Source organism: Pseudomonas sp. F8002 (assembly GCF_013385495.1).
In the GTDB taxonomy this organism is placed as follows: Bacteria; Pseudomonadota; Gammaproteobacteria; order Pseudomonadales; family Pseudomonadaceae; genus Aquipseudomonas.
In genome coordinates this window covers 197,830-212,608 of the sequence record NZ_JACAPW010000017.1, presented here as the reverse complement: position 1 = coordinate 212,608, position 14,779 = coordinate 197,830, and the positions used below count along the sequence as shown (strand labels likewise).

Genomic DNA, 14,779 nt, shown 5'->3' with positions numbered 1-14,779 from the left:
TAAAAACCCCGCGCCTTCCCCATAGGACATGTCTTATTCGGACGGGTCCAGATAAGCCTCAAGCTCGACCTGGAATTCGATCAATGCTTCGCGCAGCGCTAACCAATGCATTTCAATCTCAGCGTTGCGCTGCTCCCGAATACACCCTTCCAGCGCCACACAGGCCTTGGCCAGCGGCAACGCATCCACCAGGCAGCATATGCCCTTCAGGCGGTGCAGCGAGGCGGCCAGCCGGACCTGGTCGTGGTCCGCCATGGCGGAGGCCATCAGGTTATGCTCCTGCTCAAGGCTCCTCGCCAACTCCTGCAGCATCCGCTGCAAAACCGGTCCGTCGGCCTGGGTCATGGTGCGCAGGGTCTGGATGCTGAAAGAGCGTGCAGGCACGACGCGGGCGAGCACACGCGTCCAGTGCTCAAGGGTCACGGGCTTGACCAGCAGTTCATCCATTCCCGCCTCCCGGCAGCGCTGCTGTTCATCATCCAGGGCATTCGCCGTGCAACCCACCAGCGCCAGGCGTGGCCGTCGCTCCTGGGCTTCCAGCCGGCGGATGGCCTCACTCAAGGCATAGCCGGACATGCCCGGCATATTGCAATCGGTGACCAGGACGTCAAACACCTCATGATGCCAACGCTGCAAGGCCGCTTCGGCCGAGTCGACGGCCACTACTTGATGACCCAGGAACTGCAACTGCTGAACCAGCACCAGCCGATTGGCCGGCAGGTCATCCACCACCAACACCGACAGGTTGCGGCCGGCCACCAGCAGCGGTACACCCGCAGATGCTGGCACGTCGTCACTGCTGACCCGATCCAGGTACAGGTCGATGCACACCACCGTGCCCTCTCCCACCACGCTGCTCAGGGTGATGCTGCCTCCCATCAATTCCACCAGTTGCTGGCAGATGCTCAAGCCCAGTCCCGTGCCGCCGTGCTCGGCAGCCGTCCGCGCGCTGACCTGGATAAACGGCTTGAACACTCGCGCCTGCTGCTCGACGCCAATGCCCGGCCCGCTGTCCTCCACACACAGCTGCAAATATTCGGCCCCCGCCGGGTCAAGCTTGCGCGCAACACTGACCCGAACCTCGCCGCGCGAGGTGAACTTGAGCGCGTTGCCCAACAGGTTATGGATAACCTGACGCAGGCGCAGCGGGTCGAACCAGTAATACCCTTGCGCGCTCGGGTCGAATGCCAGGGTCAGGTGAAGGCCCTTTTTCTGCGCCATGGGTTCGAACAAGCGCTGTATGCCCTCGAAGAAACCTTTCAAGTCAGTGGCCTGCGGCGCCAGTTGCAGATGACCGGCTTCAATCTTGGCCAGGTCGAGGCTGTCACCCATCAGGGCAATCAACTCACGCGCCGAGCGATGGGCCACTCGCAGGGCTTCAGACACTGTCTTGCCTTCAGCCTGGGCACGCTCCTGCTCCAGCTCGAGCAGACCGATAATGGCGGTCATCGGCGTGCGAATCTCGTGGCTCAGGGTCGAGAGAAACGCGCTTTTTGCGTAGTTCGCTTCGTCAGCGGCCTGCCGCGCATCCATCAGCTGGAGCTCCAGGACCTTGCGCTCGTTGATATCGACCCAGCCACCGAGCAAACCCTGGAGCTGGCCCTTGGCGTCGAAGAACGGCACCGTCCACTGATACACATGAAACGCCCCGCCATTGAACTCCAGCTGCCGGTCGACGAACAGCGACTGCTGGCTCGCCAATTGCTCCATGTGGCCGGCATGCAGGCGCGCGGCCGTAGCGTCAGGCATCAGCCCGCTTTCCATCAGCGTCAGGCCCTGTATCTGCTCGCGCCGGGTGTTCAACTGTTGTTCATAGCTGGTGTTGCAGGTCACCAGGCGTCCTTCCAGATCACGCACAAATACCGGGTTGGGCATGCCGTCCAGCAGCGCGCGCTTGAACGCCAACTGGTCGTTGAGCCGCTGCTCGGCCTGGAGGCGCTGGCGAATCTGGCGCTTGAGCCGGCTGTTCCAGGCCAGGGACACCAGCACAAACAGCAGCGCCATGGCGACCGTCCAGTAGGCCCATGGCGGCACACGCTGCCAGGCCGGCACCGGGACAGGTACGCTCCCCAGCCAACGCAAACGCAGGGCGCTCAATTCCGCGACCGGCAGCGCTTCCAGCGCCTTGTTCAAAATGCTCAGCAGTTCCGGTTGATCCTTGCGCACCGACAGGCTGTTGGCCGACCACTTGCCCTCGACACTGCGGCCGATGCGCAACTCATCGGCCGGGTAACTCTGCACTTCCACTTCACTCTGGATAGTCGCCGCCGCGCGACCCTGCGCTACCAGCTCACGGGCCTGGACGTAGTTATCCACCGATTGCAGCTTGATCCCGGGGTGCTCGCGACGAATATATCCCTCCAGGACATGGCGTGCCGGCAGCGCCAGCACCTTGCCTGAAAGCTCGCTCAAACTGGCCACTGGCGGTGCGTCAGCGCGCTGGATAAACACCCAGCCTGAGCCCCCGAACCCATGGCTGAAATCGAGAAAGGCCTTGCGCTCCTGATTCTCGGCCAGGGTGGTGTTCATGTCCGCCCTGCCCGTTTCCAGCAACCCCAGGGTCTGTGCCGTGGAGGACACTTCCTCCATCACGAACTGCAGGCCGGTCATGCGTGAAATGCGGTTGAGCAAGTCCACATTCAGCCCCACCCACTGGCCGTCCTTGTCCTTGAACACATAGGGAGACAGTTGCTGGGACGCCACCACCACATGCGGATGCTGAAGTACCCAGGCCCGCTCCGGGGCCGACAAGGCGATGCGCTCGGCGGCAATGCCCACCCCCAGTCCGGTGGTCCAGCGCGCAAGGATCTCCCGCCGCACAGACTCATCAATACTCGCCAGCGCCCGTTCCATCAGCGTCCCCAACAGCGGGTCGGCCTCCCGCGTGGCAAAGGCAAAGCCGATGGGCGCCAGCCGGCTTTCCACCTTGATCTGCAAGCCCAGGTAGGGCCGTAGCGATTTATAGGCGCGCACGATCACTTCGTTGCCGATAAACGCATCGGCATCACCTTGCTTCAGCGCTTCGAGGCCACTGTAGAGATTCGGTGCCAGCATGATGTGGCTCCCGGGATACGCCTGATGGACGTTCTTGACGTTGGCGTAACCGTCCAGCAACACCAGCTTCTTGTCCTTGAGGTCCTCGTTCTGGGTGCTGTCATCCCGGCGCACGACCACCACCGAGCGGTCCGGCATGTAGTCTTCGGTAAAGCGCAACCCCGACACATCACGCTCGTAACCGTTGGCACTGGTGAGAATATCGATGGCGCCGCTCCGCAGGGCCTCCACCGCTTGCGCCCGCTCGGCAAAACCCAGGACCTGCATCGGTGCATGCAGACGCGCGCCGATCAGGCTCAGGTAATCGGCGCTGATGCCCTGGTAGCGATTGCGGTCGCGGGTGATATCGATCGGCTGATAGTCATCAATCGAGATGCCCACCCTCAGTGGCCGATGCGCCGCCAGCCATTGCTGCTCGCTGGCCGTCAGGGGCATGGGCTCCAGGGCAATGAACGCCGGCACCAGCTTGAACGGCAGGCTGACAGCCGCGAGGCTTGCCGAACCATGGCCAAGCAGCAGCACACATGCCAGCCACGCGTGTGCTCGGGTCGATAAATACACCGGTTGGGTTTCCTTGATTATTCTTGTTGGTCGCCGCGCAAGTATGGCTCGCCAGAATGAAAAAGCCCGTCACGAAGACGGGCTTGATCCACCACGCAAAGCCGTTGGCTCAGAGTGGCTTGCCGCGATTGCCATGCTGGCTGACAAACGCCTGTACCGCTTTCAGGTCATTGGCCAATACCGTGCAACGCTCTTCACGCTCAAACAGGTCGGTGAGGTGCGGCGGCAATTCCAGCGCCTTGCCAACCCCGGCCTTCTCTACCGCTTCCGGGAATTTGACCGGGTGCGCGGTGCCGAGAATCACCATCGGGATGTCCAGGCTGCGGCGGCATTCGCGCGCGGCCTTGACGCCAATGGCGGTGTGCGGGTCCAGCAGCTCGCCGGTCTGGGCGTAGACTTCGGCGATGGTCTCGCAGGTTTCTGCGTCGTCCACCGCCAGGGAGTCGAACAGCTTGCGGGTTTCGGTCCAGCGCTCCTGCTCGACGCTGAAACCGCCACCTTGCTTGAAGCTGTCCATCAGGCCGGCCAGGGCAGCACCGTTGCGACCGTGCATGTCGAACAGCAGGCGTTCGAAGTTCGACGAGACCATGATGTCCATCGACGGCGACAGTGTGGCGTGCAGGGTTTCCTTGACGTACTGGTTGCCGCTCATGAAGCGGTGCAGGATGTCGTTGCGGTTGGTGGCGACGATCAACTGGTTGATTGGCAGGCCCATGTTGCGTGCCAGGTAACCGGCGAAGATGTCGCCGAAGTTGCCGGTTGGCACCGAGAACGACACCGAACGCGCCGGGCCGCCCAACTGCAGGGACGCATGGAAGTAGTAGACGATCTGGGCCATGATCCGCGCCCAGTTGATCGAGTTCACCGCTACCAGGCGGGTGCCCTTGAGGAAGCTCTGGTCGGCGAAGCTGGCCTTGACCATTTCCTGGCAGTCATCGAAGTTGCCTTCGATGGCGATGTTGTGGATGTTCTCGCCGAAGATCGTGGTCATCTGCCGACGCTGCACTTCCGACACGCGGTTGTGCGGGTGCAGGATGAAGATGTCGACGTTTTCGCAGTGCTTGCAGCCTTCGATCGCCGCCGAGCCGGTATCACCGGAAGTAGCGCCGATGATCACCACGCGCTCACCGCGTTTTTCCAGCACATAGTCCAGCAGGCGACCCAGCAGTTGCAGGGCGAAATCCTTGAACGCCAGGGTCGGGCCGTGGAACAGCTCCAGGACCCATTCGTTACCGTTCAGTTGGCGCAACGGGGCAATGGCGCTGTGGGAAAACACGCCGTAGGTTTCTTCCAGGATTTTCTTGAAATCCGCATCCGGGATGCTGCCGGTGACGAACGGGCGCATGACCCGGAACGCCAGCTCGTGGTACGGCAGGCCGGCCCACGAAGCGATTTCTTCCTGGGTAAAGCGTGGCAGGTTTTCCGGCACGTACAGGCCGCCGTCAGTGGCCAGACCGGCCAGCAGAACGTCTTCGAAATTCAAGGCCGGTGCCTGGCCGCGGGTGCTGATATAACGCATGACTGGCTCCTCTAGAGCATGCTTGAACAAGGGCCGCCGAACGCGTGGGGCCCTTGCCGCAAAACGATTAGTTCAGGTGTTCGACGCGAATCCGCACCACCGGCCCAACCACGCCCTGCAACGCTTCAAGCGCGGCGATGGCGTCGTTGATGTGCTGCTCCAGCACACGGTGGGTCAGCAGGATCATGGGCACCAGGCCGTCCTGTTCTTCGACTTCCTTCTGCATGATCGATTCAATGTTGATGCCGCGCTCCGACAGGATGCTGGCCACCTGGGCGAGCACGCCCGGATGATCCTTGGCCTGGATGCGCAGGTAGTAGGCACTTTCGCAGGCTTCGATCGGCAGGATCGGGTGGGCCGACAGCGAGTCCGGCTGGAAGGCCAGGTGCGGTACGCGGTTTTCCGGGTCGCTGGTCATGGCACGAACCACGTCCACCAGGTCGGCGATCACCGAGGAAGCGGTCGGCTCCATGCCGGCGCCGGCGCCGTAGAACAGGGTGGAACCGGCAGCGTCACCGTTGACCATCACGGCGTTCATCACGCCATTGACGTTGGCGATCAGGCGGTCGGCCGGGATCAGTGTCGGGTGCACACGCAGCTCGATACCGGCCGGGGTGCTGCGCGCCACACCGAGGTGCTTGATGCGGTAGCCCAGGGCTTCGGCGTAGTTCACGTCGGCGGTGGTCAGCTTGGTGATGCCTTCGGTATAGGCCTTGTCGAACTGCAGCGGGATACCAAAGGCGATGGACGCCAGGATGGTCAGCTTGTGGGCAGCGTCGATGCCTTCCACGTCGAAGGTCGGATCGGCTTCGGCGTAACCCAGGGCCTGGGCTTCGGCCAGCACGTCTTCGAAGGTACGGCCCTTCTCGCGCATTTCGGTGAGGATGAAGTTACCGGTGCCGTTGATGATGCCGGCCACCCAGTTGATACGGTTGGCGGACAGGCCTTCACGGATCGCCTTGATCACCGGGATACCACCGGCCACGGCGGCTTCGAACGCCACGATCACGCCCTTCTCGCGGGCCTTGGCGAAGATTTCGTTACCGTGCACGGCAATCAGCGCCTTGTTGGCAGTGACCACGTGCTTGCCGTTTTCGATGGCCTTGAGCACCAGCTCGCGGGCCACGGTGTAGCCGCCTACCAGCTCGATGACGATATCGATTTCAGGGTTGGTGGCGACTTCGAAGACATCGTTGGTAATCGCAATACCGGTCGTTTGGAACTGAGGCTTTGGCGTACGCGTGGCAATTTGTGCCACTTCAATCCCACGCCCTGCACGGCGGGAAATTTCTTCAGCGTTACGCTGAAGTACGTTGAAGGTGCCGCCACCGACGGTCCCTAACCCACAGATGCCTACTTTGACCGGTTTCACTGAAGAACTCCCCATGAAACGGCCGACTCAAGGTCGGCCGTGAAAACAGCCGCACAACTGCGGCTCTCTATTAATGACCCGCCGAACTGTCGGCGGATCATGATCGTCAAGGCTCGACGATAGTGCTTACTTTGCGTTCAGTGCCAGTTTGGCAACTTGCGGCGCAGGCTGGTAGCCTGGAATCACCTGGCCGTCAGCCAAAACGATGGCCGGCGTACCGTTCACACCAATCGACTGGCCGAGGGCGAACTGCTTGGAAACCGGGTTGGCGCACTTGGCGGCCTTGATTTCCTTGCCATCGACCATCTTGTCCATGGCCGCTTTCTTGTCGGCCGAACACCAGACGGCTTGCAACTGCTCGTCACCCGGCGAACCCAGGCCCTGGCGCGGGAAGGCCACGTAGCGCACTTCAACGCCGAGCTTGTTCAGCTCAGGCACTTCGGCATGCAGCTTGTGGCAGTACGGGCAGGTGGTGTCGGTGAACACGGTGATGTGGGTCTTGGTTTCGCCGATGGCCGGGTAAACCACGGTTTCAGCCACAGGAATACCGTTGATCAGCTTCGACACGCCCAGGCGCTCGGCTTTCTCGGTGAGGTTCACGGGCTTGCCGTCTTTGAGCTGGAACAGGTAGCCCTGGACGATGTACTGGCCATCGGCACTGGCGTACAGCACGCGGCTGCCCTTGAGCTTGACTTCGTACAGGCCGGCCATCGGGCTGGCGTTGATGCTTTCAATCGGGGTGTCGAGCTGGAGGGCTTCCAGGCTCTTGCGGATTGTCTTCTCTGCGGCGTCGTCGGCGACGGCAAAGGTTGAGACCAACGCAATGGCTGCGATGGCAAAAATCTGGGTCAAGCGCATGGGAACTCCTGAAGGCAGATGCAGGGACGGGAGCAGGAACACCGATCTTCAAACACGGGTTTGGGCCGTCCGCTTTGCGAACCGGCAAAGCCTACCACAGTTGGGCCGCAGGGCAGCCAGTCGCGGGGAAATTGGGCTTTTTCCGAAGTGTTTTTCATCCACGGGGATGGTGCTTGGCGTGCATCTCCTGCAAACGTGCCCGCGCCACGTGGGTGTAGATCTGGGTGGTGGATAAGTCGCTGTGGCCCAGGAGCATTTGAACCACGCGCAAATCCGCGCCGTGGTTGAGCAAATGCGTGGCGAACGCGTGGCGCAGGGTGTGGGGCGACAGCGATTTGCCGATGCCGGCAACCTTGGCCTGGTGCTTGATGCGATGCCAGAAGGTCTGGCGGGTCATCTGTTCGCCGCGCTGGCTGGGAAACAGCACATCGCTGGGCCGACCGTTGAGCAACTCGGCTCGGGCGTCGCGCATGTAGCGTTCGATCCACACGATCGCCTCTTCACCCATGGGCACCAGGCGCTCCTTGCTGCCCTTGCCCATTACGCGCAATACACCCTGGCGCAGGTTGACCTGTTCCAGGGTCAGGCTGATCAGCTCGGTGACGCGCAGGCCGCAGGCGTACAGCACTTCCAGCATGGCACGGTCGCGCTGGCCGATGGCTTCGCTCAGGTCGGGGGCTGCGAGCAAGGCGTCGACGTCGGCTTCCGACAGGGATTTGGGCAGTGGCCGGCCCAGCTGCGGCATGTCGATTTGCAGGGTTGGGTCGATGGCGATCAGCTTTTCCCGCAGCAGGTAGCGATAGAAGCCACGCACGCCTGAGAGAAAACGCGCAGTAGAGCGAGGCTTGTAGTTTTGCTCCAGGCGCCAGGCCAGGTGGTCGAGAATCAGCTCGCGACCGGCGTCGAGCAGCTCGAGGTTTTTCTCCTGCAGCCAGCCATTGAACAACGCGAGGTCGCTGCGGTAAGCCTGGCGGGTGTTGTCCGACAGGCCTTTTTCCAGCCAGAGGGCGTCAAGGAAGCGATCTATCTGCGGGTGGTCGATGGCGGGCATGAGGGCTCAAGCAGGGAAAATGGCGTATCGGGTAGATCCTATCGCAGCACGGGCCGCTACACATCAATGAAAGCGGGCAAATAATCTGTGGCAAGGGAGCTTGCTCCCGCTGGGGCGCGAAGCGGCCCTGATTGACCATTGAGGTCCAACAGAGAGACTTCTATTGCCGGTTTCAGGGCCGCTGCGCAGCCCAACGGGAGCAAGCTCCCTCGCCACAAAAGCGGAAAACGGCTTTAAGGTCAGTGCGACGCTGAATTTCTTCGAGGCGGGGAGTGATGAATAGATACCGGGGAAATAGACAAATTTCAGGCAACAAAAAAGCAGCCCGTAGGCTGCTTTTTTCTGCATCGGGAAGCTGGACTTAAGCCAGTTTTTCCTTGATGCGAGCTGCTTTACCGGACAGGTCACGCAGGTAGTACAGCTTGGCTTTACGTACGTCACCGCGACGTTTAACGGCCATGCTGTCGATTTGCGGGCTGTAGGTCTGGAAAGTACGCTCTACGCCAACACCGTTGGAGATTTTACGAACAGTGAAAGCACTGTTCACACCACGGTTACGCTTGGCAATTACCACGCCTTCGAACGCTTGCAGACGCGAACGGTCGCCTTCCTTCACTTTCACCTGAACGACAATGGTGTCGCCCGGGGCAAAGGTAGGGATCTCTTTGGTCATCTGCTCTGCTTCGAGTGCAAGGATGATTTTGTTAGTCATGCTGTGCTCCTAAGGTAAGTCGTCGGACCTACCATCGATACGTTGTTAACTATCGTCCCGCCCGAGGATGTATTCCTCGAGCAGCTTCTTCTCTTCTCCAGAAAGCGAGCGGCTTTCCAGAAGATCGGCGCGTCGTTCATAGGTCCGCCCGAGGGACTGCTGTAAACGCCAACGCCGGATGTGTGCGTGATTGCCACTTAGCAATACGTCGGGAACACGCTGATCCGCATACACCTCCGGTCGGGTGTAGTGCGGGCAATCCAGCAAACCATCCGTGAAGGAATCTTCCTCCGCGGAGTCCGCATGCCCTAAAGCTCCAGGCAGCAGTCGTGTAACCGCATCTATCAGGACCATCGCCGGCAGCTCGCCGCCAGACAGGACATAGTCCCCAATCGACCACTCTTCATCGACATGAGCTTCAATAAACCGCTCGTCAATGCCTTCATAGCGACCGGCAATCAGGATTAATGCTTCCAGATTCGCCAACTCGCGTACCGCCGACTGATTCAGCTGACGGCCTTGAGGGGACAGGTAAATTACCTTCGCCTTCTCCCCGGCGGCTGCCTTGGCCTGAACCAACGCATCTTCCAGGGGCTTGATCTTCATCACCATGCCCGGACCACCGCCAAATGGGCGATCGTCCACAGTGTGATGTCGATCCGTCGTGTAGTCTCGCGGGTTCCAACAGGTGAGCTGCAAGAGCCCCTGTTTCACCGCCCGACTGGTGATGCCGTACTCGCTGATGGCGGAAAACATCTCGGGAAACAAACTGATCACTTCAACGCGCAGGTTAGCCACGTTAGAAGTCCGCGTCCCATTCCACCTTCATCTCGCCCGCTGCCAGGTCGACGGCCAACACGCATTGCTCGGTATAGGGCAACAGGCGTTCGCGATCATCCAGGCTGCCAGCGCAAGGCTTGACCACCATTACATCATTGGCGCCGGTTTCCAGAAGATGATCGATTTTCCCGAGCAATTGCCCAAGTTGATCAATAACCTTCAGACCTTCCAGCTGGTACCAGTAGTACTCGCCGTCGGTCAATTCAGGGAACAGGTTGCGCGGCACGCAGATCTCATAACCGGCCAGAAGACGAGCTTCTTCACGATCATCAAGACCCTTGAGCTTTGCGACCAGGAACTTGTCGCTCCCGCGTCCACTGACCAGCTCTACCTGTTTCACACTACCTTCGCGCTTGAGCGTCCAGGTCTTGTACTGCAACAGGTTTTCAGTCGGATCAGTAAAGGAATACACCTTCACTTCGCCGCGAACGCCATGAACAGAATAAATCTTGCCGATAACGATCAAATCATCAGCTACCGCTGGCGTCGCGTTCATATTGCTCAGGCCGCAGCCTTAGATGCATCCTTCAACAACTGAGCAACGCGCTCAGAAGGTTGTGCACCAACGCTCAGCCAGTAGGCTACGCGCTCTTGGTTCACGGACAGACGGACTTCTTGACCACGAGCGATCGGGTTGAAGAAGCCAACTTGTTCCTTGTGAGAGCCGTCACGTGGGTTGCGGCTGTCAGTTACGGTCAAGTGGTAAAACGGGCGCTTTTTGGAGCCGCCAAGGGCAAGACGGATTGTTAGCATGTGAACATCGTTCCTGTAGTCGGTGCTGCAAATCTAAATGCACAGCGGGCATAGGTGCCCGAAAGGCCGCATATTCTAAGGAATATCCGGACTTTTGCAAATGTCTTTTTCTGGCGCCTATCAGCGTGCCATTCAGATCTGCTATAGAGCCGTCGGTTAAAACGGCAAGTCAGCTCCCGCCAATGGCGGGTTTGCTGGAGATCCCGCATCCCTGCGGGTCGGAGCAGAAGCGAACTTCTGCTCGAATTCTTTACATTTTCGGCATGCCGCCGCCGGGCAACATACCGCCCATGCCGCGCATCATCTTGGCCATCCCGCCTTTTGCGGAGAATTTCTTCATCATCTTCTGCATCTGCTTGTGCTGCTTGATCAAGCGACCGATGTCCTGCACCTGGGTGCCGGAACCCATGGCGATCCGACGTTTGCGCGAACCGCTGATCAGCTCAGGGTCGCGGCGCTCGGCCGGGGTCATGGAATTGATGATGGCTTCCATCTGCTTGAATTGCTTCTCTGCCGCGCCCTGGGCATTGCCCATTTGCGCCAGGTTCACGCCGCCGATGTTCGGCAGCTTGTCCATCAGGCCGCCGAGGCCGCCCATGTTCTTCATCTGTTGCAGCTGGTCGCGGAAGTCTTCGAGGTCGAAGCCCTTGCCCTTCTTCAGCTTTTTAGCCAGCTTGTCGGCCTTGTCCTTGTCGAGGGTCGCTTCCGCTTGCTCGATCAGGCTGAGCACGTCGCCCATGCCGAGGATACGCGAGGCGATCCGCTCAGGGTGGAACGGCTCGAGCGCTTCGCTCTTCTCGCCCATACCGATGAACTTGATCGGCTTGCCGGTAATGGCGCGTACCGATAAGGCGGCACCGCCACGGGCATCGCCGTCGACCTTGGTCAGGATCACACCGGTCAGCGGCAGCGCATCACCAAAGGCCTTGGCGGTATTGGCCGCATCCTGGCCGGTCATGGCATCGACCACGAACAGGGTTTCTACCGGGTTGATCGCGGCATGCAGCGCCTTGATCTCGCCCATCATCTCTTCGTCGATGTGCAGGCGACCGGCGGTATCGACGATGACCACGTCGATGAATTTCAGCTTGGCTTCTTTAATAGCCGCCTGGGCAATATCGACCGGCTTCTGGCTCAGGTCGGACGGGAAGAAGGTCACGCCCACTTCGCCCGCAAGCATTTCCAGCTGTTTAATAGCCGCCGGACGGTAAACGTCGGCAGACACCACCATCACCGACTTCTTCTTGCGCTCTTTAAGGAAGCGCGCCAGTTTGCCGGCGGTGGTGGTCTTGCCCGCACCTTGCAGACCGGCCATCAGCACAACGGCTGGCGGCACGGCACTGAGGTTCAAATCTTCGTTGGCCGCGCCCATCAGGCTTTCGAGTTCGGCCTGGACGATCTTCACAAAGGCCTGGCCCGGCGTCAGGCTGCGGGACACTTCGGTGCCGACCGCGCGCTCTTTGACCGAGTTGACGAAGTCCTTCACCACCGGCAAGGCGACGTCGGCTTCCAGCAACGCCATGCGCACTTCACGCAGGGTGTCTTTAATATTGTCCTCGGTCAGCTTGGCCTTGCCGGTGACATGGCGCAGCGTCTGCGAGAGACGGTCAGTCAGATTTTCAAACATGCGCGATCCTTTCAGGCCCTATTCATCGAAATGCATTGTTAGACCGAGGTAATGGCGGCCCAGGCTGTGGTAAATCGCTATTAAAAACAGCGCTCGGCGAGCCTGCGGCGTGGGCAGGTCGCGGATTATAGCGAAGACTGTCGCCATGCACACCCGCTGTCTGGCCTGAGAGTCTTTCGTGTTACGCAGGTGTATGCCAAACTCAGCGCCTTTCGGGCCTGCTTAACAGGATTTATGCTCCCTTTGTCACCCAGTTTGCTACCCAGCCTCGCCGCCGCCATCTTGTATGCCGCTGCGACCCTCTATCAGGGCACTCGTCTGGCCCAAGGCGCCAAGGCCGACAAACGCCTGCTGGCAGGCCTTGGCGTCCTCGCCCTGCTGGCTCACGCCGCCAGCCTGTTCACGCACTTGATGACGCCGGTCGGCCTGGGCCTGGATTTCTTCAGCGCTGCCAGCCTGATTGCCGCCGCGGTGATCGCGCTGACCCTGATGGCCTGCTACCGGATCCCGGTGGAGAACCTGCTGGTGCTGTTGTTCCCGCTCGGGATGCTGACGGTGCTGCTGGCGCAATTCACACCGACCGGCACCGTGCAGGTCATTGATGAAGAGCCGGGCATCCTCGCCCACATCCTGCTGTCGATCCTCGCCTACGGCATGTTCACCATCGCGGTGTTCCAGGCCTTGCTGCTGCTGTTGCAAGACCACCAGCTCAAGCACAAGCACCCGTCGGGGCTGATCAAGAACTTCCCGCCACTGCAAACCATGGAAAGCCTGCTGTTCGGCTTCCTCTGGGCCGGCTGGACGCTGCTGTCGCTGTCGCTGATCTCCGGCTGGCTGTTCGTCGAGAACCTGTTTGCCCAGCACCTTGTGCATAAAACCCTGCTGGCCTGCCTGGCCTGGGTGGTGTTCAGCGTGCTGCTGTGGGGCCGCAACCGTCTCGGCTGGCGCGGGCACAAGGCGATCCGCTGGACCCTGGCCGGTTTCTGCCTGCTGATGCTGGCCTATTTCGGCAGCAAGCTGGTTCGCGAATACATCCTGCATATCTGACGGGCAGCCGACATGGACAACTTGCCCTTGGGGCCGATGCTTGCGGTAGTAGCCTTGCTGGTTTTATGGTCGGCGCTGTTTACCGCCATCGAAGCCGCCCAGCAACATTTGCTGGCCCTGCGCCCCGGCACCCGCCAGGGTGACAAAGCCGCCGCCCGCCTGAACTTCCCGCGCAACAGCCTGATCCTCTGCAACACCCTGTGCCGCGCCGTGGTGGTGATTCTCTGCACCCTGCTGGCGATCTACGCCTGGGCGCAAAACGGCCCGTGGCTCGGCTGGGTGATCTCCAGCGCGGTGCTGCTGGTGCTGGCCGACTATCTGCCGCGCGCCCTGGCCACTCGCCACCCGCAAACCATCCTTGGCTTCGGCAATACCTTGCTGAGCGTGCCGCTGAAAATCCTTTATCCGCTGGCCTGGCTGCTCAACGGTGTCAGCCTGTTGCTGCTGCGCCCGTTCACCCGCAAGCCCGGGCTGGTCAAGAAGAGCGACGAGCCGCAGCCGGACCAGGACGACGAGCCGGAAGCCGAAATCCCCAACACCCGCGCGCCGGGCATGCCGGGCATCCACGCCCTGGACAACATTACCGTCAACGACATCCTTGTGCCCCGCAGCGAAGTGGACGGCATCAACCTGGATGACCCGGTAGAGGAAATCATCGAGCAACTGCGGGTTTCCACCCGAACCCGGCTGCCGGTGTTCCACAGCGATATCAACCAGGTCGAAGCGGTGCTCAACACCCGGCAGATCCGCCACCTGCTGCCGGACGCCAGCCTGACCAAGGAAGCCCTGCTGGCCGCCTGCCACGAGCCCTACTTCGTCCCGGAAAGTACACCGCTGCAACTGCAATTGCTGAACTTCCACAAGCAACAGCGCCGCCTGGGCATGGTGGTGGATGAATACGGCGAAGTGCTGGGCATCGTGACCCTGGAAGATATTCTTGAAGAAATCGTCGGTGAGTTCGAAAGCGAGCACCACCTCGACAACCCGCACATCCAGCCGCAACTGGATGGCCGCTACGTGATCGACGGCGCCGCCTCGATCCGCGACTTGAACAAAACCCTCGGCTGGCACCTGCCCAGCGACGGCCCCAAGACCCTCAACGGCCTGGTGACCGAAGCACTGGAGACCATTCCGGATTGCGCCGTGTGCCTGAAAATCGGCCGCTATCGCCTGGAAATCCTCGAGACCGAGGACAACCGCGTCGCCAAGGTGCTGATCTGGCACACCAGCACGGTACCGGTCGCCGCTTAAGCCCCTTGTTGGATCCGCAAACCCCTTCCTATAATCGGGCGGCTTACCCAAGCCCCGCCCGACCGCGTGCTACCCGCACTGAGCGCGTCCAGGCACCGCTTTACCGTGTCTGACCGGTGTTTGCTCCCATCCCG

General features: G+C 60.8%; 12 protein-coding genes. 2 read left to right on the top strand and 10 right to left on the bottom strand.

The features are described 5' to 3' along the window. Window positions 1–33 precede the first annotated feature (33 nt). The 10 genes from HX811_RS15535 to ffh all read right to left on the bottom strand — a co-directional run bounded on the left by HX811_RS15535 (window position 34) and on the right by ffh (window position 12,347). Window positions 34–3,615 carry a transporter substrate-binding domain-containing protein gene (locus HX811_RS15535; protein ID WP_177046461.1) on the bottom strand — a complete coding sequence of 1,194 codons (3,582 nt, stop codon included), beginning with the start codon at window positions 3,613–3,615 and terminating at the stop codon, window positions 34–36. Between the two features lie 109 nt (window positions 3,616–3,724). Then, window positions 3,725–5,134 (bottom strand): threonine synthase, encoded by a 1,410-nt coding sequence (gene thrC, locus HX811_RS15530; protein ID WP_003209579.1) that lies wholly within the window; start codon window positions 5,132–5,134, stop codon window positions 3,725–3,727. 67 nt (window positions 5,135–5,201) lie between these two features. Beyond that, entirely contained in the window at window positions 5,202–6,506 is a 1,305-nt protein-coding gene (locus tag HX811_RS15525; RefSeq protein WP_003209580.1) for a homoserine dehydrogenase, read from the bottom strand. 126 nt (window positions 6,507–6,632) lie between these two features. Next, window positions 6,633–7,364: a bifunctional protein-disulfide isomerase/oxidoreductase DsbC gene (dsbC, locus tag HX811_RS15520; protein ID WP_003209582.1), complete on the bottom strand. Its 732-nt coding sequence runs from the start codon at window positions 7,362–7,364 to the stop codon at window positions 6,633–6,635. 154 nt (window positions 7,365–7,518) lie between these two features. Then, on the bottom strand, window positions 7,519–8,415 hold the full coding sequence (gene xerD, locus HX811_RS15515) for a site-specific tyrosine recombinase XerD (protein ID WP_177046460.1): 897 nt from the start codon (window positions 8,413–8,415) through the stop codon (window positions 7,519–7,521). Between the two features lie 361 nt (window positions 8,416–8,776). Further along, a complete protein-coding gene (rplS, locus tag HX811_RS15510) occupies window positions 8,777–9,127 on the bottom strand; it encodes a 50S ribosomal protein L19 (protein WP_003175895.1) in 351 nt (116 codons plus the stop codon). Window positions 9,128–9,172: 45 nt separating this feature from the next. Next, window positions 9,173–9,883: a tRNA (guanosine(37)-N1)-methyltransferase TrmD gene (trmD, locus tag HX811_RS15505; RefSeq protein WP_231988895.1), complete on the bottom strand. Its 711-nt coding sequence runs from the start codon at window positions 9,881–9,883 to the stop codon at window positions 9,173–9,175. A 43-nt stretch (window positions 9,884–9,926) separates the two neighbouring features. After that, window positions 9,927–10,463 (bottom strand): ribosome maturation factor RimM, encoded by a 537-nt coding sequence (gene rimM, locus HX811_RS15500; protein ID WP_003175898.1) that lies wholly within the window; start codon window positions 10,461–10,463, stop codon window positions 9,927–9,929. A gap of 5 nt (window positions 10,464–10,468) precedes the next feature. Next, a complete protein-coding gene (gene rpsP / locus HX811_RS15495) occupies window positions 10,469–10,720 on the bottom strand; it encodes a 30S ribosomal protein S16 (RefSeq protein WP_003209587.1) in 252 nt (83 codons plus the stop codon). A gap of 250 nt (window positions 10,721–10,970) precedes the next feature. After that, on the bottom strand, window positions 10,971–12,347 hold the full coding sequence (ffh, locus tag HX811_RS15490) for a signal recognition particle protein (RefSeq protein ID WP_003209589.1): 1,377 nt from the start codon (window positions 12,345–12,347) through the stop codon (window positions 10,971–10,973). A 234-nt stretch (window positions 12,348–12,581) separates the two neighbouring features. Here ffh and HX811_RS15485 point away from each other — a divergent pair, with 234 nt between their 5' ends. Together HX811_RS15485 and HX811_RS15480 are read left to right on the top strand one after the other, a co-directional pair. Then, entirely contained in the window at window positions 12,582–13,394 is an 813-nt protein-coding gene (locus HX811_RS15485) for an inner membrane protein YpjD (protein ID WP_371132440.1), read from the top strand. A gap of 12 nt (window positions 13,395–13,406) precedes the next feature. Next, window positions 13,407–14,645: a transporter associated domain-containing protein gene (locus HX811_RS15480; RefSeq protein ID WP_102605535.1), complete on the top strand. Its 1,239-nt coding sequence runs from the start codon at window positions 13,407–13,409 to the stop codon at window positions 14,643–14,645. Window positions 14,646–14,779 lie beyond the last annotated feature (134 nt).

What these genes read in the sequence shown, in the direction of transcription:
- thrC (WP_003209579.1), bottom strand. Translation starts at nt 5,134, where the DNA reads ATGCGTTATATCAGCACCCGCGGCCAGGCACCGGCCTTGAATTTCGAA.
- dsbC (WP_003209582.1), bottom strand. Translation starts at nt 7,364, where the DNA reads ATGCGCTTGACCCAGATTTTTGCCATCGCAGCCATTGCGTTGGTCTCA.
- xerD (WP_177046460.1), bottom strand. Translation starts at nt 8,415, where the DNA reads ATGCCCGCCATCGACCACCCGCAGATAGATCGCTTCCTTGACGCCCTC.
- rplS (WP_003175895.1), bottom strand. Translation starts at nt 9,127, where the DNA reads ATGACTAACAAAATCATCCTTGCACTCGAAGCAGAGCAGATGACCAAA.
- trmD (WP_231988895.1), bottom strand. Translation starts at nt 9,883, where the DNA reads ATGTTTTCCGCCATCAGCGAGTACGGCATCACCAGTCGGGCGGTGAAA.
- rimM (WP_003175898.1), bottom strand. Translation starts at nt 10,463, where the DNA reads ATGAACGCGACGCCAGCGGTAGCTGATGATTTGATCGTTATCGGCAAG.
- rpsP (WP_003209587.1), bottom strand. Translation starts at nt 10,720, where the DNA reads ATGCTAACAATCCGTCTTGCCCTTGGCGGCTCCAAAAAGCGCCCGTTT.
- ffh (WP_003209589.1), bottom strand. Translation starts at nt 12,347, where the DNA reads ATGTTTGAAAATCTGACTGACCGTCTCTCGCAGACGCTGCGCCATGTC.
- HX811_RS15485 (WP_371132440.1), top strand. Translation starts at nt 12,582, where the DNA reads ATGCTCCCTTTGTCACCCAGTTTGCTACCCAGCCTCGCCGCCGCCATC.
- HX811_RS15480 (WP_102605535.1), top strand. Translation starts at nt 13,407, where the DNA reads ATGGACAACTTGCCCTTGGGGCCGATGCTTGCGGTAGTAGCCTTGCTG.